The sequence below is a fragment of the Streptomyces sp. LHD-70 genome, assembly GCF_031157275.1.
GTDB lineage: Bacteria > Actinomycetota > Actinomycetes > Streptomycetales > Streptomycetaceae > Streptomyces.
On the sequence record NZ_JAVIFW010000001.1, the window covers coordinates 847,648 to 873,108 of the forward strand.

Annotated in this window: 24 protein-coding genes; 16 read left to right on the forward strand and 8 right to left on the reverse strand. The window is 72.5% G+C overall.

Features of this window, described 5'->3' with window-relative positions; genetic code table 11:
* Positions 1 to 9: 9 nt before the first annotated feature.
* Together hrpB and RCO28_RS03795 are read right to left on the reverse strand one after the other, a co-directional pair.
* Positions 10 to 2,517 (reverse strand): ATP-dependent helicase HrpB, encoded by a 2,508-nt coding sequence (gene hrpB, locus RCO28_RS03790; protein WP_308939449.1) that lies wholly within the window; start codon positions 2,515 to 2,517, stop codon positions 10 to 12.
* 49 nt (positions 2,518 to 2,566) lie between these two features.
* Positions 2,567 to 3,400, reverse strand: coding sequence for a class I SAM-dependent methyltransferase (locus RCO28_RS03795; protein WP_308939699.1), 834 nt, complete (start codon positions 3,398 to 3,400; stop codon positions 2,567 to 2,569).
* 381 nt (positions 3,401 to 3,781) lie between these two features.
* On the opposite strand from RCO28_RS03795, the gene rpsA reads away from it, so the two are divergent.
* Positions 3,782 to 5,296, forward strand: coding sequence for a 30S ribosomal protein S1 (rpsA, locus tag RCO28_RS03800; protein ID WP_308939450.1), 1,515 nt, complete (start codon positions 3,782 to 3,784; stop codon positions 5,294 to 5,296).
* 171 nt (positions 5,297 to 5,467) lie between these two features.
* Here the strand turns inward: rpsA and RCO28_RS03805 are convergent, their stop codons facing one another.
* A complete protein-coding gene (locus tag RCO28_RS03805) occupies positions 5,468 to 6,424 on the reverse strand; it encodes a right-handed parallel beta-helix repeat-containing protein (RefSeq protein WP_308939451.1) in 957 nt (318 codons plus the stop codon).
* Positions 6,425 to 6,631: 207 nt separating this feature from the next.
* Here RCO28_RS03805 and RCO28_RS03810 point away from each other — a divergent pair, with 207 nt between their 5' ends.
* The 4 genes from RCO28_RS03810 (at position 6,632) to RCO28_RS03825 (ending at position 9,272) form a co-directional block, all read left to right on the forward strand.
* Positions 6,632 to 7,570 (forward strand): PAC2 family protein, encoded by a 939-nt coding sequence (locus RCO28_RS03810; RefSeq protein WP_308939452.1) that lies wholly within the window; start codon positions 6,632 to 6,634, stop codon positions 7,568 to 7,570.
* Between the two features lie 174 nt (positions 7,571 to 7,744).
* Positions 7,745 to 8,353 carry a dephospho-CoA kinase gene (gene coaE, locus RCO28_RS03815; RefSeq protein WP_308939453.1) on the forward strand — a complete coding sequence of 203 codons (609 nt, stop codon included), beginning with the start codon at positions 7,745 to 7,747 and terminating at the stop codon, positions 8,351 to 8,353.
* 11 nt (positions 8,354 to 8,364) lie between these two features.
* Positions 8,365 to 8,748 carry a DUF3592 domain-containing protein gene (locus RCO28_RS03820; RefSeq protein WP_308939454.1) on the forward strand — a complete coding sequence of 128 codons (384 nt, stop codon included), beginning with the start codon at positions 8,365 to 8,367 and terminating at the stop codon, positions 8,746 to 8,748.
* A 191-nt stretch (positions 8,749 to 8,939) separates the two neighbouring features.
* Positions 8,940 to 9,272, forward strand: a complete 333-nt coding sequence (locus RCO28_RS03825; protein WP_282541095.1) for a tetratricopeptide repeat protein — start codon at positions 8,940 to 8,942, stop codon at positions 9,270 to 9,272.
* 3 nt (positions 9,273 to 9,275) lie between these two features.
* On the opposite strand, the gene RCO28_RS03830 is transcribed toward RCO28_RS03825, so the two are convergent.
* Complete coding sequence (locus tag RCO28_RS03830) at positions 9,276 to 9,563, reverse strand: DUF6343 family protein (protein WP_308939455.1); 288 nt, start codon at positions 9,561 to 9,563, stop codon at positions 9,276 to 9,278.
* 266 nt (positions 9,564 to 9,829) lie between these two features.
* Between RCO28_RS03830 and RCO28_RS03835 the strand changes: the two genes are divergently transcribed.
* The 4 genes from RCO28_RS03835 to RCO28_RS03850 all read left to right on the forward strand — a co-directional run bounded on the left by RCO28_RS03835 (position 9,830) and on the right by RCO28_RS03850 (position 14,724).
* Positions 9,830 to 10,765: a trypsin-like serine peptidase gene (locus RCO28_RS03835; RefSeq protein ID WP_374991086.1), complete on the forward strand. Its 936-nt coding sequence runs from the start codon at positions 9,830 to 9,832 to the stop codon at positions 10,763 to 10,765.
* A gap of 118 nt (positions 10,766 to 10,883) precedes the next feature.
* The gene (locus RCO28_RS03840; protein ID WP_308939456.1) at positions 10,884 to 11,618 is read left to right on the forward strand and encodes a methyltransferase domain-containing protein; all 735 of its coding nucleotides are present in this window, start codon (positions 10,884 to 10,886) and stop codon (positions 11,616 to 11,618) included.
* Positions 11,619 to 11,863: 245 nt separating this feature from the next.
* Positions 11,864 to 14,236, forward strand: a complete 2,373-nt coding sequence (locus RCO28_RS03845) for a molybdopterin cofactor-binding domain-containing protein (RefSeq protein ID WP_308939457.1) — start codon at positions 11,864 to 11,866, stop codon at positions 14,234 to 14,236.
* Between the two features lie 29 nt (positions 14,237 to 14,265).
* On the forward strand, positions 14,266 to 14,724 hold the full coding sequence (locus tag RCO28_RS03850; protein ID WP_308939458.1) for a 2Fe-2S iron-sulfur cluster-binding protein: 459 nt from the start codon (positions 14,266 to 14,268) through the stop codon (positions 14,722 to 14,724).
* Between the two features lie 43 nt (positions 14,725 to 14,767).
* Here the strand turns inward: RCO28_RS03850 and RCO28_RS03855 are convergent, their stop codons facing one another.
* Entirely contained in the window at positions 14,768 to 15,223 is a 456-nt protein-coding gene (locus tag RCO28_RS03855) for a S4 domain-containing protein (protein WP_308939459.1), read from the reverse strand.
* 73 nt (positions 15,224 to 15,296) lie between these two features.
* Here RCO28_RS03855 and RCO28_RS03860 point away from each other — a divergent pair, with 73 nt between their 5' ends.
* The 3 genes from RCO28_RS03860 (at position 15,297) to RCO28_RS03870 (ending at position 18,146) form a co-directional block, all read left to right on the forward strand.
* Positions 15,297 to 16,052, forward strand: coding sequence for an SDR family NAD(P)-dependent oxidoreductase (locus tag RCO28_RS03860; protein ID WP_308939460.1), 756 nt, complete (start codon positions 15,297 to 15,299; stop codon positions 16,050 to 16,052).
* 110 nt (positions 16,053 to 16,162) lie between these two features.
* The gene (locus RCO28_RS03865) at positions 16,163 to 16,843 is read left to right on the forward strand and encodes a uracil-DNA glycosylase (protein WP_308939701.1); all 681 of its coding nucleotides are present in this window, start codon (positions 16,163 to 16,165) and stop codon (positions 16,841 to 16,843) included.
* Between the two features lie 85 nt (positions 16,844 to 16,928).
* Positions 16,929 to 18,146 carry an MFS transporter gene (locus tag RCO28_RS03870; protein WP_308939461.1) on the forward strand — a complete coding sequence of 406 codons (1,218 nt, stop codon included), beginning with the start codon at positions 16,929 to 16,931 and terminating at the stop codon, positions 18,144 to 18,146.
* 54 nt (positions 18,147 to 18,200) lie between these two features.
* Here the strand turns inward: RCO28_RS03870 and RCO28_RS03875 are convergent, their stop codons facing one another.
* Entirely contained in the window at positions 18,201 to 18,536 is a 336-nt protein-coding gene (locus tag RCO28_RS03875) for a RidA family protein (protein ID WP_308939462.1), read from the reverse strand.
* A 73-nt stretch (positions 18,537 to 18,609) separates the two neighbouring features.
* Here RCO28_RS03875 and RCO28_RS03880 point away from each other — a divergent pair, with 73 nt between their 5' ends.
* Positions 18,610 to 19,548: an NADP-dependent oxidoreductase gene (locus RCO28_RS03880; RefSeq protein WP_308939463.1), complete on the forward strand. Its 939-nt coding sequence runs from the start codon at positions 18,610 to 18,612 to the stop codon at positions 19,546 to 19,548.
* A 33-nt stretch (positions 19,549 to 19,581) separates the two neighbouring features.
* Here the strand turns inward: RCO28_RS03880 and RCO28_RS03885 are convergent, their stop codons facing one another.
* Positions 19,582 to 20,283 (reverse strand): DUF4291 domain-containing protein, encoded by a 702-nt coding sequence (locus RCO28_RS03885; RefSeq protein WP_308939464.1) that lies wholly within the window; start codon positions 20,281 to 20,283, stop codon positions 19,582 to 19,584.
* A gap of 90 nt (positions 20,284 to 20,373) precedes the next feature.
* Between RCO28_RS03885 and RCO28_RS03890 the strand changes: the two genes are divergently transcribed.
* Complete coding sequence (locus RCO28_RS03890) at positions 20,374 to 21,180, forward strand: nucleotidyltransferase domain-containing protein (RefSeq protein ID WP_308939465.1); 807 nt, start codon at positions 20,374 to 20,376, stop codon at positions 21,178 to 21,180.
* A 79-nt stretch (positions 21,181 to 21,259) separates the two neighbouring features.
* On the opposite strand, the gene RCO28_RS03895 is transcribed toward RCO28_RS03890, so the two are convergent.
* The gene (locus tag RCO28_RS03895; protein WP_308939466.1) at positions 21,260 to 22,192 is read right to left on the reverse strand and encodes a serine protease; all 933 of its coding nucleotides are present in this window, start codon (positions 22,190 to 22,192) and stop codon (positions 21,260 to 21,262) included.
* Positions 22,193 to 22,348: 156 nt separating this feature from the next.
* On the opposite strand from RCO28_RS03895, the gene RCO28_RS03900 reads away from it, so the two are divergent.
* Positions 22,349 to 23,788, forward strand: coding sequence for a membrane-associated oxidoreductase (locus RCO28_RS03900; RefSeq protein WP_308939467.1), 1,440 nt, complete (start codon positions 22,349 to 22,351; stop codon positions 23,786 to 23,788).
* 36 nt (positions 23,789 to 23,824) lie between these two features.
* Positions 23,825 to 25,429, forward strand: a complete 1,605-nt coding sequence (locus tag RCO28_RS03905) for an MFS transporter (protein ID WP_308939468.1) — start codon at positions 23,825 to 23,827, stop codon at positions 25,427 to 25,429.
* Positions 25,430 to 25,461 lie beyond the last annotated feature (32 nt).

The following is a 25,461-nucleotide window of genomic DNA, read 5'->3' on the forward strand; positions in this document are numbered from 1 at the left end:
GCGTACGGCTCACCGCCTGAGCCGCGCGTTCGTGTGGCGGGTCGGCTCCGCCGTCGCCGGGTCCTCTGGCCACGGGTGCTTCGGATAGCGGCCGCGCAGCTCCGCCCGTACGCCCCGATAGCCGTCCCGCCAGAACGACGCGAGGTCCGCGGTCACCGCCGCGGGCCGGCCGGCGGGGGAGAGCAGATGCACCAGAACGGGCACCCCCGCGACCTCCGGCGTCCGCGCGAGGCCGAACATCTCCTGCAACTTGACGGCAAGGACGGGCTGTTCGGAATCGGAGTAGTCGACCCGGATCCGCGAACCGCTCGGCACCGCTAGCCGCTCCGGCGCCAGCTCGTCCAGGCGCGCGGCCTGACCGCCCGCCCACGGCAGCAGTCGGTTCAGGCACTGGCCGGCGTCGATCCGGCCCAGGTCCGCGCGCCTGCGTGCCTTGGACAGCTCCGGCTCCAACCACTCCGCCACGCGCGCGTGCAGGGCGTTTTCCGATACGTCCGGCCACGGCGCCCCCAGACGCCGGTGCAGGAACGCGAGCCGGCACCGCAACTCCCTTGCGCCGACGGACCACTTGAGCAGGTCCGTACCCTCCTCACGCAGGCCGGCCAGGAGCGCGTCCCGGACCAGGGCGGGGTCGGCGTCCCTGAGCGGGCGCACCGCCAGCTCCACGGCACCCAGGCGGCGCACGCTGCGCGCGATCACGTCACCGTCCACCCAGGCGACCTCCTCGCCGTCCGACCGCAGCGGCGCGGCAGCCCGTAGCGCCGTCTCCTCGTCGATCACCGCACCGAGGCGCACGCGCGCGTGCGGCGAGCCCACCGGACGGTCCGCCACGGCCACGGCCAGCCAGGGCGCCGCGTGCAGCGGCGAACCGGGGCCCGTCGCGGCGGCCGTGCCCGACGCCATCAGGAACGTGCCGTCGCCACGCGCGCGTGCGACCCGCTCCGGGAACGCGAGCGACGCGACGAGCCCGCACACCCGGTCGTCGCTCAGCCCGGCCCCGCGCCCGCGCCGCTCCTCGACGGCCGTCGTGAGCCTGCGCACCTCCTGCCGCCAGCGGGCGCCGTACGCGTCACCGCCGCGCCGCGCCGACCGCAGTGCCGCCCCCAGATCGTCGCCGTACTCGCGCGGCGGCTCCTCGCTCAACAGCGCCACCGCCTCGGCCGCGCCCCGCGCACCCACCTCATGAGCCCCGTCGAGCAGGGCACGCGCAAGGCGCGGATGCAGCCCCAACCGGGCCATGCGCGCGCCCCGTTCGGTCACCCGACCGGTGTCCGGGGCCAGCGCGCCGAGCGCGGTGAGCACCTCTCGCGCCGCCGCCATCGCGCCGCCCGGAGGCGCGTCGAGCAGCGCGAGGCCCGACGCGTCCGGATCGCCCCAGCACGCGGCCTGCAGCGCGAAGGCCGCGAGGTCCGCCACCTTGATCTCCGGCGCCGGAAACCGCGGCAGCCGCCCCTGCTCCGCCTCCGCCCAGCAGCGGTACACCGCACCCGGCGCCTCCCGCCCGGCCCGCCCCGCGCGCTGCCGCCCGGCCGCCTGCGAGGCCCGCACCGTCGTCAGCGCACTCAGCCCCCGCGCGTGATCGGTACGCGGCTCCCGCGCGAGCCCCGAGTCGACGACCACCCGCACCCCCGGCACCGTCAGGGACGACTCCGCGACCGACGTGGCCAGGACCACCCGCCGCCCCGCACCCGGCGAGAGCACCGCGTCCTGCACCGCGGCCGGAGCCCGCCCGTGCACCTGCACCACCTCGACGCCGCCCAGATCCCCCAACTGCCCCGCCACGCGCGCGATCTCACCGACACCGGGCAGGAAACACAGCACATCCCCGTCCCGCTCCGCGAGCGCCCGACGCACCATCGTCGCGACATGGGAGAGCAGTGCCGGATCCACCCGCATGCCGTGAGGAGGCCGCACCGGACGCGCGGGCGGCGCCCACACCAAGTCCACCGGGTACGCGGCCCCCTGCGCCTCGACCACCGGCGCACCGCCGAGCAGCCGCGCCCACCCCTCCGCGTCCGTCGTCGCCGAGGCCGCCACCAGCTCCAGCTCCGGCCGCAGCGCAGCCCGTACGTCGAGGAGGAACGCCGCCACGGTGTCCGCGTCCAGATGCCGCTCGTGACACTCGTCGAGGACGACCGCGTCGACCCCGGTCAGCTCCTGGTCGCGCTGCAGGCGTTGCAGCAGCACACCGGTCGTGACGACCTCCACGCGCGTGTGCCGCCCGACCACGCGCTCGCCGCGCACCGTGAACCCGACACTCTCGCCGACCTTCTCGCCGAGCAGCCACGCCATCCGCCGCGCAGCGGCCCGCGCCGCGATCCGCCGCGGCTCGGCCACCACCACACGCCGCCGCGCCGAACCCCCGAGCAGCCCCGCCAGCTCCAGCGGCACCAGCGTTGTCTTGCCCGTGCCGGGCGGCGCGCACAGCACCGCCGCGCCCCGCTCCTCCAGGGCGGCGCGCAACTCGGGCACGGCCTGCCGTACGGGCAACTGCTCCAGGACGTCGCTACGGATCACGCCCACCAGTCTCCCGGACGGCACTGACAAGCCCCGCGGCCGTACGGGATCAGCCGCGCTCGTCCCGTTCGCACACGAAGATCGCAGTACCCGGGATCAGTCCGCCGCGCAGCGGGGACCAGCCGCCCCACTCCTGGGTGTTCCACTCCGGCCACTCCGGCTCGACCAGGTCCACGAGCCGGAAGCCGCCCGCGACCACGTCCCGCACCCGGTCGCCGACGGTCCGGTGGTGCTCCACATAGACGGCGCGGCCCTGCTCGTCCTGCTCTACATAAGGAGTGCGGTCGAAGTAGGAGGCGGACACGGACAGGCCCTCGGGGCCCGGCTCGTCCGGGAACGCCCAGCGCAGCGGGTGCGTCACGGAGAACACGAACCGCCCGCCCGGCCGCAGCACCCGGCGCACCTCGCGCAGCACGAGCACCGGGTCGGCGACGAACGGCAGCGCCCCGTACGCGGAGCAGGCCAGGTCGAAGGAGCAGTCGGCGAAGGGCAGCGCACCCGCGTCCGCCTGTACAAGGGGAAAGGGCGCCGCCGAGTTCAGCTCGTCGATCCGCAGCGCGTGCTGGAGCTGGCGGTGGGAGAGGTCGAGGGCGACCGGGCGCGCTCCCTGGGCGGCCAGCCAGCGCGAGCACTGCGCGGCGCCGGCGCCGATCTCCAGTACGTCCCGGCCCTTCAGGTCCTCGGCCGGGCCGAGCAGCTCGGCCTCGACCTCGTCGAGCCCCTCGGGGCTCCAGACGAAGCGGTCGTCGCCGAGGAAGGTGCCGTGCTCGACCTGGTACTCGTCCGCGTTCCGGTCCCACCAGCCGCGGTTCGCGCGGCTGCTCTCGGTGACGCCCGAGTCACGCCGGGTCGCTTCCGGCTCGGGCAGCTCGTGCTCTTGGATGGTCGACTCCCTCGTCGTACTGTTCCGTCTTGTCCTCGAAAGCTGTCGCTGCGGGGTATTGCGGGGCGCCGTTGGCCTCGTGCGACAGTTCTTGTGCCGGGATTGCGGCGATCCGCCCCGGGTGCCCGGCTTCGCGCATTGACCCTGCCCGGCAGCCCCCGTATGCTACAAGTTGCGCTGGCGGCCTGCGCTCCTCAGACAGAGCAGGGTGCGCTCGCATCTGTTGTATGTCCCCTCGGTTGTCGAGGCGATTCCGTTTTCCCTTGGGAAGTCTTCATGGGGAAACCGCGCCTCCTGAACTGTCTGGCTTCTGCAGGGCGAAATGGGCTCTCGGCGTAGCAGTACCTACGACTCACTGTCCGTACCGGAGCCCTTTCCCACATGACGAGCAGCACCGAGACCACCGCCACCACCCCGCAGGTTGCGGTCAACGACATCGGTAACGAGGAAGCCTTCCTCGCCGCGATCGACGAGACGATCAAGTACTTCAACGACGGCGACATCGTCGACGGCGTCATCGTGAAGGTCGACCGGGACGAGGTCCTGCTCGACATCGGTTACAAGACCGAAGGCGTCATCCCGAGCCGCGAACTCTCCATCAAGCACGACGTCGACCCCAACGAGGTCGTCGCCGTCGGTGACGAGATCGAGGCCCTGGTTCTCCAGAAGGAGGACAAGGAAGGCCGTCTGATCCTGTCCAAGAAGCGCGCTCAGTACGAGCGTGCCTGGGGCACGATCGAGAAGATCAAGGAAGAAGACGGCATCGTCACCGGTACCGTCATCGAGGTCGTCAAGGGTGGTCTCATCCTCGACATCGGCCTCCGTGGCTTCCTTCCGGCCTCCCTCGTCGAGATGCGCCGCGTCCGCGACCTCCAGCCCTACGTGGGCAAGGAGCTCGAGGCCAAGATCATCGAGCTGGACAAGAACCGCAACAACGTGGTCCTGTCCCGCCGTGCCTGGCTCGAGCAGACCCAGTCCGAGGTTCGCCAGACGTTCCTCACGACCCTCCAGAAGGGTCAGGTCCGCTCCGGCGTCGTTTCCTCGATCGTCAACTTCGGTGCCTTCGTGGACCTCGGTGGCGTCGACGGTCTCGTGCACGTCTCCGAGCTTTCCTGGAAGCACATCGACCACCCCTCCGAGGTTGTCGAGGTCGGCCAGGAAGTCACCGTCGAGGTTCTCGACGTGGACATGGACCGCGAGCGCGTGTCCCTGTCGCTCAAGGCGACGCAGGAAGACCCGTGGCAGCAGTTCGCCCGCACCCACCAGATCGGCCAGGTCGTGCCCGGCAAGGTCACGAAGCTGGTTCCGTTCGGTGCGTTCGTCCGCGTGGACGAGGGCATCGAGGGTCTGGTCCACATCTCCGAGCTGGCCGAGCGCCACGTGGAGATCCCGGAGCAGGTCGTCCAGGTCAACGACGAGATCTTCGTCAAGGTCATCGACATCGACCTCGAGCGTCGCCGCATCAGCCTCTCGCTGAAGCAGGCCAACGAGGCCTTCGGCGCCGACCCGTCGGTCGTCGAGTTCGACCCGACCCTGTACGGCATGGCCGCGTCGTACGACGACCAGGGCAACTACATCTACCCCGAGGGCTTCGACCCCGAGACCAACGACTGGCTCGAGGGCTACGAGACCCAGCGCGAGGCCTGGGAGACCCAGTACGCCGAGGCGCAGACGCGCTTCGAGCAGCACCAGGCTCAGGTCATCAAGTCCCGCGAGGCCGACGCCCAGGCCGAGGCCGAGGGTGCGGCTGCGCCCAGCGGTGCGGCTCCGGCTGCGGCCGGCGGTGGCGGCGGCGGCGGTTCGTACTCCTCGGAGTCGGACGACAACTCCGGCGCCCTGGCTTCGGACGAGGCGCTGGCCGCGCTTCGCGAGAAGCTGGCCGGTGGTCAGAGCTGAATCGCTCTGCGCTAGCAGGTAGTTGAACAAGTGGGCCCGCACCTTTTGGTGCGGGCCCACTTGCTGTTTCGCCCACCTGTAGTGGCGGCCTTTTGCCGTCGCGCGGGTGCGGCTCTCGTCGTGGTTGCTTGCGCCCCGCGGCGGAGCCGCAAATGTCACAGCCCCGCGCCCCTATCGGGGCGTGACCTCGATGTTCGTCAGGCCCTTGCCGCCCGTGACCGTATTGCTCGCGTGGACCGTCGTCGGGCAGGCGTCGCTGTGGTTGGCCACGTTGATCGCCAGCTGCTTGCCGCCCGTCGCGCCCGTCAGGTCCGAGGCGTTGTCGCGGAAGACCGTGCCGCAGCCCCAGCCGGGCTTCTGACTGTGGGTCTCGTAGCCGTTGTTCGTGGTGTTCTTGCCCCGGTTGTTCTCCACCAGGACGTCGTTGCCCTTCACATCGACCCATGAGTCGTCGTAGTTCGCGCCCGTCAGGCCCTTGCCGTCGAAGGTGTTGCCGGTGATCTGGGCGCCCGTGGTGCCCTCCTTGATGTCGACGCTCTCGCCGCCGACGTCCGGGCCGATGGTGTTGCCGGTGATCCGCACACGGTCGCTCTTGTCGTCGAGGGTGTTGGCGCTGCCCACGTAGATGCCCTCGCCCATGCCGCGGCCGTCGTTGCCGGTGTCGTAGATGCGGGAGTCCTTGATGACGCCGTCGCTCGACGACTTGCGGAAGTGGACGCCCTCCATGTCCAGGCCGTGCACCGTGACGGAGTCGACGGTCACCCCGCGGGCCGCGTCGATCATGATGCCCTTCTGGCCGCCCGTGACGGTGATGCCCTGCACGGTCCAGTACGCGGCCCCGTCGAGGTGCAGGCCATAGCCGCCGCCCGCCGTCAGGACCGCCTTCGGGGAGCCGGTGAGCGTGATGCGGGCGTCGGAGCGGGCCGCCGTCGTGGTCTTGAAGTTGCCGCTGTACGTGCCGTCGGCGAGGCGGATGGTGTCGCCGGCGCGGGCCGAGGACAGGGCCGACTTCAACTCGGCCGAGGTGGACACGTCGATGACCGCGTCCGGAGCCACGGCCGCCGCCGAGGGGCCGGCTGCGGCGGCCGTCAGGGCGGCCAGGGCGGTGAGGAGAGTACGCGTACGCATGTGGGGGTTCTCCTATATGAATGTGGGGCCCGTTTGTGAACGAGGGGCTGCTCCCGGAAGGTAGAGGCGAGGCATGTCCGCGTCAAGGTCTGGACCAGGGGGCGCCGGTGAACTCGGCTCAGCGCTCCAGGTGTTCACGAGCGCGGGTGGGAATGCTCGTGCCGCGTGACGTGTTGTGCAGTACGAACACGAGGAGGAGCGGTCACTGTGGTTGATCCCGAGGGTTTGTACACGTGGGAGCCGAAGGGCCTGGCGGTCGTAGACATGGCGCTGGCGCAGGAGTCGGCCGGGCTCGTCATGCTCTACCACTTCGATGGATACATCGACGCCGGTGACACCGGTGACCAGATCGTCGAGAAGCTCATCGACACGCTCCCCGGCCAGGTCGTCGCCCGCTTCGACCACGACCGGCTGATCGACTACCGCGCGCGCCGCCCCCTGCTCACCTTCGAGCGCGACCGCTGGAGCGACTACGAGGTCCCGACCCTCGAAGTGCGCCTCCTTCAGGACGCCACCGGCGCGCCCTTCCTGCTGCTCTCCGGACCCGAGCCGGACGTCGAGTGGGAGCGGTTCGCGGCCGCCGTCAAGCAGATCGTCGAGCGCCTCGGCGTCCGCCTGTCGGTGAACTTCCACGGCATCCCCATGGGCGTCCCGCACACCAGACCCGTGGGCCTCACCCCGCACGGCAACCGCAGCGACCTCGTGCCCGGACACAGCTCGCCCTTCGACGAGGCGCAGGTGCCCGGCAGCGCGGAGGCCCTGATCGAGTACCGCCTGATGAGGGCCGGCCACGACGTGCTCGGTGTCGCGGCGCACGTCCCGCACTACATCGCCCGCTCCGCCTACCCGGACGCGGCGCTCACCGCCCTGGAGTCGGTCACCTCGGCCACCGGTCTGGTGCTGCCCGCGGCTGTGCACGCCCTGCGCACCGAGGCGCACCGCACGCAGAACGAGATCGACCGCCAGATCCAGGAGGGGGACGAGGAACTGGTCGCCATGGTCCAGGGACTTGAGCACCAGTACGACGCGGCGGCGGGTGCGGAGACGCGCGGCAACATGCTCGCCGAACCGGTGGAGATCCCCTCCGCGGACGAGATCGGCCGAGAGTTCGAGCGCTTCCTCGCGGAGCGGGAGGGCGAGGGCTAGGCGCCGCCTCCCTGTGGGCCAGGCCCCCCTGTGGGCCAAGCTCCCCGTGGGCCAGGCCCCCTGTGGGTCGGGCCCCTTCGGATCAGCCTCTCCCTCGGGATCGGGCGCCGGTCGACGTGAAGATCCCGAGGGGACGCGCAGCGGAGAGTGAAGCGAGGCCCTAAGCTGCCGGGCATGCTGAAAGTGGGTTTGACCGGCGGGATCGGCGCGGGCAAGAGCGAGGTGTCCCGGCTGCTCGCCTCGTACGGCGCGGTCCTGATCGACGCCGACCGGATCGCGCGCGAGGTCGTGGAACCGGGAACTCCGGGGCTGCGGGCGGTTGTCGAGGCCTTCGGGCCCGAGGTGCTCGCCGCCGACGGCAGCCTCGACCGGCCCCGGCTCGGCGCCATCGTCTTCGCCGACCCGGACCGCCTCGCCGTCCTCAACGGCATCGTCCACCCCCTGGTGGGCGCCCGCTCCGCCGAGCTGGAAGCCGCGGCCGGCGCCGACTCCGTCGTCGTACACGATGTGCCGCTGCTCACCGAGAACGGCCTGGCGCCGCTGTACGACCTGGTGGTTGTCGTCGACGCGTCCCCCGAGACGCAGCTCGACCGGCTCGTACGGCTGCGCGGCATGACCGAGGAGGACGCCCGCGCGCGGATGGCGGCCCAGGCCACCCGCGAGAAGCGCCTGGAGATCGCCGACATCGTGATGGACAACGACGGCCCGATCGAGGCGCTGGAACCCCAGGTCCGCACCGTATGGGAGGACCTCGCGCGCCGCGCCGCCGCGAGCGACGCCTGAAGGCCCCGCCCATGCTCGTTCTGGCGGTGCTGACCGTCCTCGGCGGTCTCGTCGCGGTCCTCGCCGGTGGTTACGGACTGCACCGGACCCGGCGCATGGAGGAGTCGGTCCAGTCGGTGGAGGCGCTGGTCAAGCCGCCGCAGCCGGGTGCGGACCGGCCGCAAGTGCAGTTCGAGACGGCCGACGGCAAGGTCGTGGATATCGCCTCCCCGGTACGGCGCACGCGCCGCAGGCCGCTGCGGGACGGCAGCGAACTGCGGATCGCGTACGACGCCGACGACCCGCGCGAGATCGTGCTGTTGAGCCGGGACCGCATCCGCGTCGACCAGGCGTTCATGACGGCAGGGGCGGCGCTCGTGGTGCTGGGCGTGGCGCTGGTCGTACGGGCCTGGTGAGCTGCGGCGGGCGGGCGCGCGGGGTGGAATAGCCTTCGCGCGGGGCGCGTTGATACCGGGAGTGAAGGAAGGACTCAGTCGTGCCCGAAAGCATCGGTCGTAACAGCAGCGGATCCGGCAGCGGTGGCTCCGGCAGCGGTGGCTGCGGCAGCGGTGGCTCCGGGGCGGGGCGCAACCCCGAGACGCATGTCATCGACTTCCGCGCGGCCGAGCAGCTCCTTGCCGCGCGCGATCCGCGGGGCGCGGTGAAGCTGCTCGACGAGGTCATCGCCGCGCACCCCGAGAACACCGCGGCCCGGCTGCTGCGTGCCCGCGCGTTCTTCGCCTCCGCCCAACTCCGCGCCGCCGAGCTGGAGTTCTCCATCGTCCTGGAACGCGAGCCGGACAACGCCTTCGCGCACTTCGCCCTGGCGCGAACGTACGAACGCGCCAACCGGCCCGGGCAGGCCCGCCGCCACTTCCGCCTCGCCGCGGCGCTCGACCCGCAGCCGGAGTACCTCGCGGCGGCGCGCTTCGACGGATAGCCCTCAGCCGGTACGCGGACGCCGGTTGCCGTGGTCCGGTTCGTACGGAGGGACGTCGCGGCCCGGCTGGTAGTGGGGGCCCTGGTGGATGTGGCGCAGCACCATCACCAGGTCGACCGTGACGATCACCCACAGGACGCCGCAGGCCGCGGCCCAGCCGGGGCGGCCCGCCAGGGCGAACGCGACGGTGCCGGCCGTCGCCCAGATCAGGCCCCACAGGCTGAGCCAGAACCGCATCCGGAGCGGACTGCGCGCAGTCACCGGTTCACTGCCCGTGCGCATCGGAGTCATCTCCCACTGCCGGGTGCACCGAGCCCCCGGCGTCGCTGCTGAGCTGCTCCTTCCAGGATCCACCCGCGGGCGGCCCTTGTGGTAGTCGGTGCTCGGGTACGTGCCGGATGACCTCGGTCGATGGGGTGGGGTGCACGCGGTGGAGTGGTGCCGTAGAGGCTCTGTGAAACCGTAACGACCATGCGTTGACGCGCTCCTGACACGGTGTCGAATTCATGGCACGCTGCCCCGTGCACGCACCACCTCCCGACGAAGGAGAACGCAGCGTGATTAGACGCAGCCTTCGAATACCCCACAGGGCACTGAGCGCGGCCACCGCGACCGGTGCCCTTGTCGCCGGATTGCTCCTGCAGACCGGTTCCGCCTCCGCCGCCCCCTCGGTGGAGGACTTCTGGACGGCCGAACGGATGCGGGCCGCCGAACCGCTCGACGTACTGCCCGTGAGCCCCGGTGATCTGAACAAGGTCAAGGAGGGCGTCGAGAAGCTGGTGCCACCGACCGGGCTGCCGGGCACCGAGGCCTTCCCCGAGACGGGCGGGCCGTGGACCGGCGGCGGCAAGGTCACCAGCACCGCCGGCCGGGTCTTCTTCACCTATCAGGGCCGCCAGGCCTCCTGCTCCGGCAACGCCGTGACCAGCGCGAACAAGTCCACGGTCCTCACCGCGGGGCACTGCGTGAAGATGGACGGCGCCTGGCACACCAACTGGGTCTTCGTCCCCGAGTACAAGGACGGGCAGGCGCCGCACGGCAAGTGGACGGCCGCCAAGACCCTGTCCACGCCGCAGTGGACCGCGACCGAGGACATCAACTACGACGTCGGCGCCGCGGTCGTGAACCCGCTCGACGGCAAGAAGCTCACCGACGTCGTCGGCGCCCAGGGCGTGGCCTTCAACACCGGCTACAACAAGAAGTTGTACGCCTTCGGCTACCCCGCCGCCGACCCGTACGACGGCTCGAAGCTGATCCACTGCAGCGGCGACTCCATCCAGGACCCGCTGCTCTCCTCGGACCACGGCCTGTCCTGCGACATGACCGGCGGCTCCAGTGGCGGCCCCTGGTTCCAGGACTTCGACGAGGCGTCCGGAACCGGCCTGCAGAACTCGGTGAACAGCTTCGGCTACACCTTCCTGCCGGGCTTCATGTTCGGCCCCTACTTCGGGGACGACGCGAAGAACCTGTACGAGAAGGCCCAGGCGAGCTGAGTCGGGTGTGAGTGTTCCGTGGCCCCCGCATCGAACCGGTGCGGGGGCCGCGTTCGTCTTCACTCGAAAGGGTGAGGAGGCCGGGAACTCCCGTGCCGTGCACGGCCGTTGGTCCGGTATGAGCGAACTGATCCGCGAGGGGTACTCGGGTACGGGGCCGGGGGCCATCACGCCCGACGGCTGTGCGGTCGAGCTGTACGCGCGGCTCAAGGCGGGGGCCGAGCCGGAGGTGATCGCGGGTGCCGTGCCGCCGGGCGCCCGGCTGCTCGAACTCGGCTGCGGGGCCGGGAGGTTGACGCGTCCGCTGACCGAGCGCGGCTTCACGGTGACGGCGGTCGACGAGTCGGCGGAGATGCTGGCGCACGTCGAGGGCCTGCCGGGCGTGGCGCGTGCGGTGCGCAGCCCCATCGAGGCGCTCGCCGGGGGAGCGCTCGGCGAGCGGTGCGAGCGGTTCGAGCGGTTCGATGTAGTGCTGCTCGCGTCGTTCCTCGTGCACGCCGCCGACCCCGAGGTGCGGGACGGCATCCTGCGGGCCTGCCGCACCCATGTGGCGGACGACGGCTGCGTCCTGATCCAGCGCGAAGGCGCCGATTACCACACGGACCTGCCGAGAGAGCGCGTCGACCCCGCCGGGTACACGGTCCGCATCGTGTCGTCCACGCCGGTCGGCGGCGGGGTCAACTCCGTGCACGCGCAGTACATATGGCCGGATGCCACCTGGACGCAGACGTTCAGGGCGCGGGTGCTGAGCACGGCGGAGTTCGAGGAGCACCTGGCACGCGCCGGGCTCGCGGTGGACCGCGTCCTGACGGACGACGGGACGTGGGTGCGGGCACGGCCGGTCACGGCCTAGGCGGGGTCGGGCCGCTGAGAGGGTCGGCTCGGGTCGGGTCGGGTCGGGTCGGGGTCGGCTCGGCTCGGCTCTGCTCGGGTCGGGTCGGGTCGGCTCGTGAAGGTAGTGCGTCGGGTGCTGGGTGGGGTGTGGTCGCCGCAGTCCGGTTGTGGTAGCCAAGCATCGTCCAGGTGTTGTTGACGGCCAGTCAACGTGCCTTCCACGCAGGCAGCTTGGTGCTGCCGACGACCCATTGGAGCCCTCTGGTGGAGCCCCCTGCCGCGGCCGAGCGCACCGCCGCGAACACCGAGCCCACGCGGGGCTCTGAGCGCGCCGGGCATGCCGGGCACGCCGAGCCTTCGCGGGGCTCTGAGCGCGACGCCGAGCATGCCGAGAGCCCTGAGAGCCCTGAGAGCCCCGGGAGCCCCGGGAGCCCCGAGAGCTCGGGAGTCGGTCGGCGGAAGCTGCTCGCGTATCTGGTTGCCGCGCCCACCTTGACGGTCGCGGTCCGGGTCGGTGCCGATGCCTGGGCGCCGGAAGCCGTCGCGGCCACCCCGGAGGCCGCCGCCCTGCCGGACGTGCTGCCCGACCTGGGGGACGTGCTCATCCTCGCCGCGGCGCCCACCGCGCACATGCTCACCCTGGAGCTGGGCGAGGACGGCACCGCCCGCTTCGGTCTGCCCCGTGCCGAGGTCGGCCAGGGCCTCACCACGGCCGTGGCGATGCTGATATCCGACGAGTTGGACCTGCCCCTCGACCGGGTCAAGGTCCGACTCGACGACGCCCGGCCCGAATTGCTCTTCAACCAGCTCACCGGCAGCTCCAACTCGATCCGCGCCCTGCACCGCCCCGTCCGCGCCGCGGCCGCCGCCGCCCGCGCCCGTCTGATCGCGACGGCCGCCCGCCGGTGGGGCACGGACGCCGCGGACCTCACCACCCGCGAAGGCGCCGTGCACGCCCCCGACGGCCGCACCCTCGACTACGGCGCGCTCGCCGCCCGAGCCGCCGCCCCGCGGACGACGGAAGCACCCGAGGTCACCCTCAAGCCGGCCGCCGACCAGCGCGTCGTCGGCCGCCCCACCGGACGCATCGACGCCCGCGCGATCGTCACAGGCCGCCAGGAGTACGCCCTCGACCTGGACGTCCCCGGCGCCAAGCCCGCGATGGTGCGCAGGCCGCCCACCGTCAACGGCACCGTGGCCGAGGTCCACAACGCCGCCGCCGTACGTGGCATGCCCGGTGTTCTCGACGTCGTGGAGATCCCCACCGGTGTGGCCGTCGTCGCCGAGACCTTCGGGCAGGCCCTCGCCGGCAAGGACGCGCTGAGCGTCGACTGGGGTCCGGGCACCGTGGACGCGCTGTCCCACGACGACATCAAGGCCGAGCTCCGCAAGGCCGCCCCCGACTTCCTGCCGCCGCTGCTCGTCAAGCACATCGACGCCGAGTACGACTTCGCGCCCGTCAGCCACGCGCCCCTGGAGACCAACAGCGCGGTCGCCGACGTACGCGACGACCGGGCCACGGTGTGGACGGCCGCGCAGTCCCCGATCGCCGCGCGGGCCGCCGTCGCGAAGGCGATCGGACTGCCCGCGTCCCGCGTCGACTTCCATGTGGTGCAGGCGGGCGGCTCGTTCGGGCGGCGGCTGTTCTACGACGCGGCCGTCGAGGCCGCCCAGGTGTCCAAGGCCGCGGGCCGTCCCGTACGCCTGATGTGGTCTCGGGTCGACGACATGCGGCACGGGCGGATGCGGCCGCCCACCCACCACAAGCTGCGCGTCACCCACACGCGCGGTGGCACGCCGCTGTCCCTGCAGCACCGGACGGCCTCCGTCGAGACCGACACGGGCCACGGCATCGGGGACGCGCTGACCGCCGGACTCACCGAACTCCCCGCGGGCAACGAGACGTTCGCGCAGACCATGTTCCGGCTCTCCATGCGCTCCCCGTACGACCTCGGGGCCACCGCGCAGACCCTGACCGAGCTGCCGCTGAAGCTGCACACCGGCTCGTGGCGCAGCGTGTACTCGGGCACCGCGCGGGCCGCCGAGGAGATGTTCCTCGACGAGGTGGCCGAGAAGCTCGGCGCGGACCCCGTGGAGTTCCGGCGTGCGCGGCTGCGGACCGCGGCGCAGCGGGCGGTGCTCGACGCGGCCACCCGCGACTGGGGCCGGGAGCTGCCCGCGGGCTGTGCGCAGGGCGTCGGCTTCCACGAGGAGTACAAGTCGCGGGTCGCGTACCTCGTCGAGCTCGACGCCCGCGATCCGAAGGAGCCGCGCGTGACGCGAGCGGTGATCGCCGTCGACGTGGGCCGGGCCGTCAACCCGCGCGGGGTCGAGGCGCAGATGCTCGGCGGGCTCACGGACGGCATCGCGACGGCCCTGCGCGCCGGGCTCCACTTCGACAAGGGCCTTCCCCTGGAGGGCAGTTACTCGCAGTTCCACTACGCGCGGCAGAAGGACTCCCCACGGGACGTCACCGTCCACGTCATCGAGTCCGGCGCCGAACCGGGTGGTGTGGGCGAGCTCGGCGTGCCCGCCGCGGTCGCCGCGGTCGGCAACGCCTACGCCCGCGCAACCGGCACCCGGGCACGCAGCTTCCCCATCCTGTTCGACGTCGACTTCGAGCCGTTCCCGCGCTGAGCGCCGGCACCCTGCTGAGGAGTTCTCCCTTGCCCGCACAAACCTTCACCGTGAACGGCGAGCAGGTCACCGTCGACGCGCCCGACGACCTGCCGTTGCTCTGGGTCCTGCGCGACCTGCTCGGCATCCGCGGCCCCAAGTACGGCTGCGGCATCGACGTCTGCAAGGCCTGTACGAGCCATCTCGACGGGGAGGCGGTCAACCCGTGCGCCGTGCCCGTCTCGGAGGTGGCGGGCCGTGAGGTCACCACGATCGAGGGGCTCGCCGACGGGGACCGGCTGCATCCCGTGCAGGAGGCGTGGTTGGAGCAGGACGTCGCGCAGTGCGGCTACTGCCAGCCGGGGCAGATCATGGCGGCGGTCGCGCTCCTCAAGCGGACGAAGAGTCCGACGGACGAGGAGATCGACGCGATAGCGAACGTGTGCCGGTGCGGGACGTATGTCCGTATACGGCAAGCGATCAAGTCCGCCGCGGAGCGGATGAGTTGAGGCGTCGCCGCGGCGCCGGTGCCTCGGCGCCCGGCTGCGGCGGTCACGCGCCCGGCAGGCGGGAGTTGAGCGCCCGCAAGCGCTCCATCTCCCTGCGGTCCCGCTTCGTCGGGCGGCCCGTCCCCGGGTCGCGCACGCCCGCGGGGGCGGCGGCCTCGCGGGGCGGGGGCGGCGGGCTGTTGTCGACATAGCACTCCACCGCCACCGGGGCGCCGACGCGCTTGCGGATGACGCGCTTCACCACGACCACCCGGTCCCGGCCCGCATACCGCAGCCGCACCTCGTCGCCCGCCTTCACGGCGTGCGCCGGCTTGACCCGGTCGCCGTTGACGCGGACGTGACCGCCGCGGCAGGCCGTGGCCGCCGCCGAGCGGGTCTTGATCAGGCGTACCGACCAGATCCAGGCGTCGACGCGCACGCTGCCGCCCTCCTGCGGCTGCGTCGCCGGGCGCTGCGTCGCCGGGCGCTGCGGGGCGGCCTTGTCGGGCTGCGAAGTCATGCCCGCACTGTAGCTCTCGGGCGGGCCCCGACGCCGCCGAGATTTCCGGGCCTCCCGTACGTACCGTGGTCACATGTCGGGCTCCCATGACTCCACCGCCTCCACTGACTCCACCGCCCCCACCACCGCTTCCGCGGCCTCCACCGCCCCCGTCGCCCTCGTCACCGGCGGCAACCGAGGCATCGGCCGCGAGGTCTGCCGCCAGCTCGCCGGGCTCGACCACCTCGTGCTGCTCACCGCCCGCTCCCTGAAGGCGGCCGAGAAGGCGGCGGCCGAGCTCGGCACCTCGGTCGTGCCCGTACAGCTCGACGTGACCTCCGAGGACGACCGGCAGCGGGTCGCCCGCGAGGTCAGGGACCGCTTCGGCCGACTCGACGTCCTGGTCAACAACGCGGCCATCGCGTACGACACCTGGCAGCGCGCCGTCAGCGCCGACCTGGATGTGGTCAGGGAGGCCGCCGAGACCAATCTGTACGGGCCGTGGCGGCTCACGCAGACACTGCTGCCGCTGCTGCGGGCCAGCCGCCGCGGGCGGGTGGTGAACGTGTCGAGCGGGGCGGCGTCCCTGGCCGACATGGGTGCGGGCACCCCCGCGTACGCCACCACGAAAGTCGCCCTCAACGCCCTGACGCGGATGCTCGCCGCCGAGCTGCGGGCCGACGGCATCCTGGTCAACTCCGTCTGCCCCGGCTGGGTGGACACGGACATGGGTGGCCCCGGCGGGCGGCCCGTCGCGGACGGCGCGGCCGGGGTCGTCTGGGCCGCGACGCTGCCCGGCGGCGGCCCCACCGGCGGGTTCTTCCGCGACGGGGTGCGAGTGGAGTGGTGACGGGACCGAACACCGGGCCTGGCCTGTCCGGGCAGCCCGGCCCGTCCGGGCCCGGCCCGGAGTTCGGTCCCGTCGGCCCGTATCCCGAGCTCGGCGCCCTCGACCGGGACCTGTCCCGCTGCCGCCGCTGCCCCCGCCTCGTCGCCTGGCGCGAGGAGGTCGCCCGTACGAAGAGGGCCGCGTTCGCCGACGAGACGTACTGGGGGCGGCCCGTGCCCGGATTCGGGCCCGCCGACGCCGCGCTCCTGATCGTCGGCCTCGCGCCCGCCGCGCACGGCGCCAACCGCACCGGGCGGATGTTCACCGGCGACCGCTCGGGCGACGTGCTCTACCAGGCCCTGTACGACATCGGACTCGCCTCGCGGCCGACCGCCACCGCCGCCGACGACGGGCTGACCCTGTACGGCGTGCGGATCACCGCGCCCGTGCACTGCGCCCCGCCCGCCAACAAGCCGACGCCGCAGGAGCGGGACAACTGCCGCCCCTGGCTGGTGGACGAGCTGCGGCTGCTCGCGCCCACACTGCGCGCGGCGGTCGTGCTCGGCGCCTTCGGCTGGCAGGCGGTGCTCCCCGCGCTCGCCGCGGCCGGCTGGCACGTGCCCCGCCCGCGGCCCGCGTTCGGCCACGGCGCCCGTACGACCCTGCGGGGCGAGCCCGGCGCGCTCGACCTGTTCGGCTGCTTCCACGTCAGCCAGCGCAATACGTTCACCGGACGGCTCACGCCCGCGATGCTCCGGGAGGTCCTGAGCGAGGCGGCCACGGCGGCAGGGCTCCCCGTACACCCGGATTGACCCCGCAACACCCGGATTGACCCCGTATAACCCCTGGAAAGAAGTCGAACTGCACAAAAGGGGCGGCGAGCCTAACTTGGGCGGGGTGACAGACACCGCTGACAGCCCTCGCGCCGCTGCCACTGCCCCCGCCGGTCCCGGTGCCGCCGCGTACCGCAATCTGATCGTGGCCACCGTCGGCTTCACCTTGACCTTCTGGGCCTGGGACCTGATCGCGCCGCTCGGAAGTGACTACCAGGACCGGCTCGGCCTGAGCTCCTTCCAGCAGTCGCTGCTCGTCGCCGTGCCGGTGATCGTCGGCTCGATCGGCCGTATCCCGGTGGGCGCGCTCACCGACCGCTACGGCGCCCGACTGATGTTCCCGCTGGTCACGGCGCTCACCATCGTGCCGGTGCTGCTGCTCATCCCGGCCAAGAACTCCTACGCAGGACTGCTCGGCGTGGGCTTTCTGCTCGGGCTCGGCGGGACGACGTTCGCCATCGGTGTGCCGCTGGTCAACTCCTGGTTCCCGCCCGCCAGAAGAGGCTTCGCGATCGGCGTCTTCGGTATGGGCATGGGCGGCGTCGCGCTCTCCGGCTACTTCACGCCGCGCATCGCGAAGCACGGCGAGAACCTGCCGTTCCTGGTGGTGGCCGCGGCCCTCGCCGTGTTCGCGGTGCTCGGCGCGCTGCTGATCACCGACCGGCCCGACCGGCCGGTGCCCACCGCCTCGCTCTCCGCCCGCCTCGGCTCGGCCGGACGGCTGCGCGTGACCTGGGAGCTGTCGGCGCTGTACGCGATCGGCTTCGGCGGTGTCGTCGCGTTCGGCGTGTACCTGCCGACGTACCTGAAGACCTGGTACGAGCTCTCGCCCACCGACGCGGGCACCAGGGCGGCCGGGTTCGCCCTGGTCACCGTCGTGTTCCGGCCGATCGGCGGCTGGCTCTCGGACCGCGTCCACCCGGCCGTGGTCACGGCCGGGGCGCTCGTCCTGGTGGCCCTGCTGGCGATCGTGCAGGCCTTCGACCCGTCGCTCGTGCCGATGGGCACGATCTGCCTGCTCGGCATGGCCGCCGGTCTCGGCGCCGCGAGCGGCAGCGTGTTCGCGATGGTCGCGCAGGTCACGCCGCAGCCCCAGGTCGGCTCCGTCACCGGCATCGTGGGCGCGGTCGGCGGCCTCGGCGGCTTCCTGCCGCCGCTGGTCATGGGTGCGATCTACAGCGCCAAGGACTCGTACTCGATCGGCTTCATGCTCCTGTCCGACCTGGCGCTCGCGGGATGCGTGTACGCGTACGGGCGGATGCGGGCGGTGCGGCCGGACTGAACCCGGTGTCCGGCCGGTCCGCCGGGACCGCTGCTGCTGCGGCTCGGTCCGTCCTCAGCCCTCCGGCACGACCGCCGTCGCCGTGATCTCCACCAACTGCCCCGGACAGCCCAGCGTCGGGACGCCGATCAGGGTGGAGGAGTGCGGGCCCGAGGCGCCCGTGGCGAGGCCGGACGCTTCGACGATCCGCCAGACCTCGGACAGTGGGCCGGGCTCGTCCGCGACCACGTACACATCGGTGTACGCGACGAGCGAGAGGTCGCTGCCGACCGCCTTCACCTGCTCCTCCAGGTTGGCGATCACCTGCCGGGCCTGCGCGACATGGTCGCCGGGGCCGACCAGCTCCTGAACGCCTGCCGACATGCCTGCGGGGACTACCGATCGGATCATGTACGGGAGGGACCGCCCCTCGCACCCGAATTTCGCCGGGAACGCTCTGTACCACCGGGGAGTTGCGCCCACCATGAAGGCAATCGCACTTGACACGTACGGATCCCCTGACGAGCTGCGCGTCGCCGATCTCGCGGAGCCCAAGGTGGCCCCGGGCGAGGTCCTGGTCCGCGTCCGCGCGGCCGGTGTGAACCCGGTCGACTGGAAGCTCGCCGCGGGCGGCCTCGACCCGATCATGGAGACGCGGTTCCCGCTGATCCCCGGCTGGGACGTGGCGGGCGTGGTGGAGGCGAACGGGCTCGACGCGGACGATTTCGCCCCGGGCGACGAGGTGTACGGCTACATCCGCAAGGACTGGGCGCAGAACGGCGGGTACGCGGAGCAGGTCTCGGCGAGCGTACGGATGCTCGCGAAGAAACCCGCCGCGCTCGACTGGAACCAGGCCGCGGGCGTCCCGCTCGCCGGGCTCACCGCGCTGCAGTCGCTGCGCCGGGTCGGCGTGGGCGCGGGTGACACGGTCCTGATCCACGCGGCCGCGGGCGGCGTCGGCGCGTTCGGCGTGCAGATCGCGGTCGCCGCGGGCGCCCGGGTGATCGGCACCGCGAGCAAGCGCAACCACGACTTCCTGCGCGAGCTGGGCGCCGAGCCGGTGACGTACGGGGACGGGCTCGTCGACCGCGTCCGCGCGCTGGCGCCCGAAGGGGTGGACGCCGTCCTCGACTTCGTCGGCGGCGGGGTGGCCGAGGTGTCCGTGCCGCTGCTCAAGCAGGCCCCGCAGGGCGCCCGTTCCGCCCGCCTCGCGTCCATCGCGGACGGCGACGTCCTGGGCCTGGGCGGCCACCATGTCTGGGTCCGCCCGGACGCGGAGGGCCTCACGGAGCTTGCGGTGCTCGCGGAGGCGGAGAAGCTGCGTGTGCATGTGGATCACGCGTTGCCGTTGGAACGGGCGGGGGAGGCTTGGCGGTTGAGTCAGGAGGGGCGGACTCGGGGGAAGATCGTGCTGACGGTCTGAGCGGGCTGCGGGTCGGCTCGGGCACCGTCGTCCCTATGCCCCCGGGGTGCGGGTCGGCTCGGGCGCCGTCGTCCCTACGCCCCCGGGTGCGGGTCGGCTCGGGCGCCGTCGCGCCTGCGCCCCCAGATGCGCGAGCATCCCCGCCGCCACCGGGTACTCCCGCTCCTCCGGCAACAGCCGCCGTGCCACGTCCAGTTGTCCTTCCCGTACGAGCGCGTGCACGGTGTGGGCGGTCTCGGTGACGTCCGTGACGGAGGCGATCCACTCGTCCGCGTACCGCCGTGTCGCCTCCCCGGCCAGGCCGAGCTGGAGCGAGCGGTACGGGAGTGGCTGGAGGCGGATGTCGCGTTCCGGGTCCCACTGCACGCGTGCGGGCGCGGAGCGCAGGTCCCGGCGCCAGGCCTCGTGGTCGGCGTGCAGGTTCCGGTCGTAGTGCGAGAGGCAGGCGTTCCGCAGCGCCCACTCGAAGCCCGTGCGGTCGATCTCGACGGCGAGCACGGTCTGCTGGCCGTCCTTGGTGGCCCAGCCGCAGCGGTACATCATCCACAGGAACGACGGCTTGACCCAGGTCATCCGGTCCCGCTTCCACGCGGCGGGGAAGCGGCCGTCGCGGGCGGCGGGGACGCCGATCGCGGGGGAGTAGGCCTGGTAGACGGTGACGGTGTCGGCGGTGTGGTGGGCGCGGATGCTCCTGGCGGCGATCGTCGCCGCGTCTTTGTGGTCACTGTGACTCATGGGGACATCATGAGGGGACAACACCCCCCGGGGCCACGGAATTTCGGTCGAGCGTGGGACGCGGACGCGGGCGCCGCTAGCTTGGCCCCCATGGAGCACAGCGCCACCACCCCCACGACCGACGGCGACACCGACGAGGCCTTCCTCGACCGCCTCGCCGACCGCCTCTCCGCCCTGCCCGCCGTCGAGGCCGTCACCCTCGGCGGCTCACGCGCGCAGGGCACTCACACCGCCGAGAGCGACTGGGACCTGGCCGTGTACTACCGCGACGCGGCGACCGGCTCCTTCGACCCCGAGCAACTCCGGCGTACCGCAGTTGAGTTCGGCTGGGAGGGTGAGATCTCCGAGATCGGCGGCTGGGGCGGCGGCGTGTTCAACGGCGGGGCCTGGCTCACCGTCGAGGGCCGCCGCGTGGACGTGCACTACCGCGACCTGGACGTCGTCGAGCGCGAACTGACCGAGGCCGCACAGGGCAGATTCCGCTGGGAGCCGCTGATGTTCCACCTGGCCGGCATCCCCAGCTACCTGGTCGTCGCCGAACTGGCCATCAACCGGGTGCTGCGCGGCCGCCTCCCGCGCCCCGCCTACCCGCAGGCGCTGCGGGCCGCGGCCCCGGGCGTGTGGCGCGGACGCGCGGCGCTCACCCTCATGTACGCCAAGGCCAACCACGCCCCGCACGGCCGCCTCACCGAGGTCGCGGGCGCGCTCGCCGTCGCCGCGGCCGAGGCGGCACACGCGGTGCTCGCGGAGCGCGGCGAGTGGGTCACGAACGAGAAGACGCTCCTCGCCCGCGCCGGTCTGCGCGACCTCGACGCCGTGGTGGCGGGCCTCGCCCCGGAACCCGAGTCCCTGGTACGGGCGGTGGAGCGGGCCGAGGAGTCGCTGCTCCAGCCGTGACGAAGGCGGGCCGGGAGCCGCCATCGGCCCCGACCCGCCCTCATGCATGCTCACTCGCCTTCATGCATGCTTACTCGGCCTACTTGCCCGCGCCCGGCTTCGGCAGCCCGCAGCCCTCCGCGTCCAGGTCGATCTTGCTGCCCGTGCCCACGCACGGCACCATCTGGTACGTCTGCTGGCCGTAGTTGATGCCCTGGCGGACGGTCACCTTGCCGTTCTCGTCCACCTCGCACGGGTTGTTGACCGTGCACTCCTCGCCGCTCTCGTTCCCGGTGTTGTTGACGGCGACCACCTTGCCGGTGGCGTCGTCCACGACCGGGGAGCCCGAGGTGCCGCCTATCGTCTTGCAGGCGTCGGTGTAGCGGACCGAGTCCTTCCAGGTCCAGTCGCCCTCCTTGAGGGTGTGCACGAACCCGTCGATGTCACAGCTGTACGTCTTCTTCCAGTACCCGGAGACGACCGTGATCGCGGTGCCCGCCGTGGGGCGCTCCGCGTTCAGCTCCAGGGCCTTGATGCCGTAGTCGCTCTCGATCTGCTCGTACGTATCGGTGAGTTCGTACAGCGAGACGTCCGTGTCGGTCATCGTGCCGTACGCCAGCTTGCTCGCCTTCAGCGTGCCGACCTCGGCGCCCGAGGCGTCGAGAAGGTCGAAGGTGCGGCTCGACGGCTGGTCCACGAGGACCTCGCCCGGGCCGGGCATCCCGCCGTCCAGGCAGTGCCCGTTGGACATCACGAGCGCCGGGTCGCCGGGCTCGGCGTCCGGGGTGCGGACGACCGAGCCGGAACAGTTGCTGAGCGCCACCGTGCCGGCGAAGTCCACAGCCTTCGGCTTCTTCTTCGCCTTGCCGAGCAACTGATCCAGTCCGGCGCCGAGTTCGGAGCCGGTCGCCGCCTTGCCGGGCGCCGCCTTGCCGGGCGTACCGGCCGCGTCGGCCTGCGCCACGGCGGGTGCGGCGCCCGCTCCGGCGAGCAGCAGTGCTGCCGCGAACGCGCCGACGAGAGGTTTCTTCATGTGGGGGTCCCCTCTGTGGCCGAGGGCCTTGGTGCCCTCGGCATTGTCATGCGCATTCTTATGGGGTGAGCGCTCTGCGGACAACAGTGCGCGCCTGTCGGACAGTTGAGAGATCGACCGGTTGACAGCCGTCTGACCTCGGGTGAGAGTCACGCGGTGGAGATCACGGATCTGACGGATGCTGAGCGAACGGTCTGGGAGGCGTTCCCGAGCGGCGGCAGGGTCGACCTCACCGCCGCACCGCAGGAGGACCGGGTCCTGCGCGCCGAGGTGCTGCGCGATCTGCTCCTCGGCGGCCACCGGCGCGACGGCGACGTGGCCGGCCTGCGGATCGCCGGCGCCCGGATCACCGGCGTGCTGCATCTGCGGTACGCGTCGACGGAGTGCGCGATCAGCCTGCTGGCCTGCACCTTCGAGGAGCCGCCCGAGCTGTACGGCGCCGAGCTGCGCCAACTGAACCTCAGCTACTGCACCTTGCCCGCCCTGTACGCCGCCACCGTCCGCGTCGACGGGGTCCTGCGTATCACCGGGTGCCGCATCCCCGGTCCGGTGCGCCTCGGCGGGGCCCGGATCGCCGGCGCGTTCTTCCTCGACCGGGCCGAACTCGGAGTGCCGGGTGGCGAGTCGGCCGAGCCCACGCTTCAGCTCAACCAGGCGACCGTCGGGAACGACCTGCACGGGCCCGGCCTGGTGGCCCACGGCGAGGTGCGGCTCCAGGGCGCCACCGTCAGCGGCGCGGTGCAGCTGAACGACGCCGTCCTCGACAACCCCGGCGGCGACGCCCTGTCCGCGAAGACCCTCACCGTCGGCTCCGACTTCCACGGCATGCGGCTGCGCGCCCTCGGACGGGTCAACCTGCGCGGACTTCAGGTCCCCGGCCAGCTCAACTTCGCCTTCGCCCGGTTTGCCAACCCCGGCGGTACGGCCCTGAGGGTCAGCAGCGCCGTCGTCGGTGAGCTGTGGCTGCGCGAGGCGGCCCGGATCGACGGCGAGGTGACCCTGCGACGCTCACAGATAGAGCTCCTGCACATCGCCCCCGCCACCTACCCGGACGTGGTCCGCCTCGACGGGCTCGGCTACGCCACGCTCGACCCGCACGAACCCGCCGAGCACCGCCTCGACCTCCTCGAACGCGAGCGGGACGGCTATGTCCCGCACGCCTACGAGCAGCTCACCAACGCCTACCGGCGCGTGGGCGACGACGCGGCCGCCCGTACCGTCCAGCTCGCCAAGCAGCGCCGGCACCGGGCGACCCTGCCCGCGTACGCCAGGGCCTGGGGCCATCTGCAGGACGCCGCCGTCGGCTACGGATTCCGGCCCGTGCGGGCGGCCGGCTGGCTCGCCTCACTGCTGCTCGTCGGGACGGTCGCGTTCGCAGTCGACGCCCCGCGCGCGCTCAAGCCCGAGGAGTCGCCGCCCTTCAACGCGCTCGCGTACACCCTCGACTTGCTCCTGCCGATCGTCGACCTCGGCCAGGAGAAGGCGTACGCGCCGGACGGCGGGGCGCAGTGGCTCGCGTACGGGCTGATCGTCACCGGCTGGGTGCTCGCGACGACGATCGCGGCGGGCGTGACTCGGACGATCAGCCGACAGTGAGCGGCGCGGGCCCGCCCCGCGAGGGATGATCCGGACATGAGCCGAGACGCCTCGCACCCCACCGGAGCCCTGCGCACCCGCAGCGCGGCGGGCCGCTGGGTGCTCCTGACCACGGTCCTCGGTTCCGCCATGGCGCTGCTCGACTCGACCGTCGTGAACGTCGCCCTGCCCCGCATCGGCGCCGACCTCGACGCGGATCTGGCCGCGCTGCAGTGGACCGTCAACGCGTACATGCTGACCCTCGCCGGGCTCATCCTGCTCGGCGGTGCGCTCGGCGACCGGTTCGGGCGGCGGAAGGTGTTCGTCCTCGGCGTGGTCTGGTTCGCGGCGGCCTCACTGCTGTGCGGGCTCGCCCCGAACGCGGGCGTCCTGATTGCCGCGCGCGCCTTGCAGGGCGTCGGCGGCGCCCTGCTCACGCCCGGCTCGCTCGCCCTGATCCAGGCCTCCTTCCACCCCGATGACCGGGCCAGGGCGGTCGGCGTGTGGTCCGGGCTCGGCGGGGTCGGCGCGGCCGTCGGGCCGTTCCTCGGCGGCTGGCTGGTCGACGGGCCGGGCTGGCGCTGGGTGTTCCTGCTCAACGTCCCGCTCGCCGCGGTGTGCGTGCCGGTCGCGCTGCGGCACGTACCCGAGTCGGCGGGCGGCGCCGAGGCCCGCGCGCACTCCTTCGACGTGCTCGGCGCGGCCCTCGGCGCCCTCTCGCTCGGCCTGCTCACCTACGCCCTGATCGCCGCCCCCGACGGCGCCGCCTCCCCGGCCGTTCTCGGCTCCGCCGTCGCCGGACTCGTCCTGGCCTGGCAGTTCGTCCGGGTCGAGCGGCGCCGCCCCGATCCGATGCTGCCGCCGTCGCTGTTCCGGGCCCGTCTGTTCACCTCCGTCAACATCGTCACCCTCTGCGTGTACGGGGCGTTCGGCGGCTTCTTCTTCCTGGCCGCGCTGCAACTCCAGGTCGTCGCGGGCTACTCGGCCCTCGGCGCCGGTACCGCGCTGCTGCCGACGACGGTTCTGATGCTGCTGCTCTCCGCCCGCTCCGGCGACCTCGCCCAGCGGACCGGGCCGCGCCTGCCGCTCACCGTCGGCCCGCTGCTCTGCGCGGCGGGCATGCTCCTGATGCTGCGCGTCGACGGCACCGACACCTCGTACGCCACCGATGTGCTGCCCGCCATGGTCGTGCTCGGGCTCGGCATGGTCACTCTCGTCGCCCCGCTCACCGCGACCGTCCTCGCCTCGGTGGACACCGCGTACGCCGGACTCGCCAGCGGGGTCAACAACGCCGCCGCCCGCGCCGCCGGACTCGTCACCGTGGCGGCGCTGCCGCTGCTCGTCGGCATGGGGCCCGAGGCGTACCGCTCGGCGGCGGAGTTCGGGGGCGCGTTCCGGCGTGCGATGCCGCTGTGCGCCGGGCTGCTGGTCCTGGGCGCCCTCGTCGCCTGGGGGGCGGTGCGGGCGCCCGAGGCGGAGCGCGCCGAGCGCTGCCACCCGGAATGCCGTACGAACTGCGCGGTGGCGGGGCCGCCGTTGGAGCCGTCGGAGGCGGCGGGGGAGGGGCGCCGGGAGGAGCGTCGGGGGGTGCGTGGGGAAGGGCGCCGGGAGGAGCGTCGGGAGGAGCCGGAGCCTCCGGAGGGTCCGCGCGATTCCGGCTGACCCCTTGACCGTGGCCCGACAGCCGCTATGGT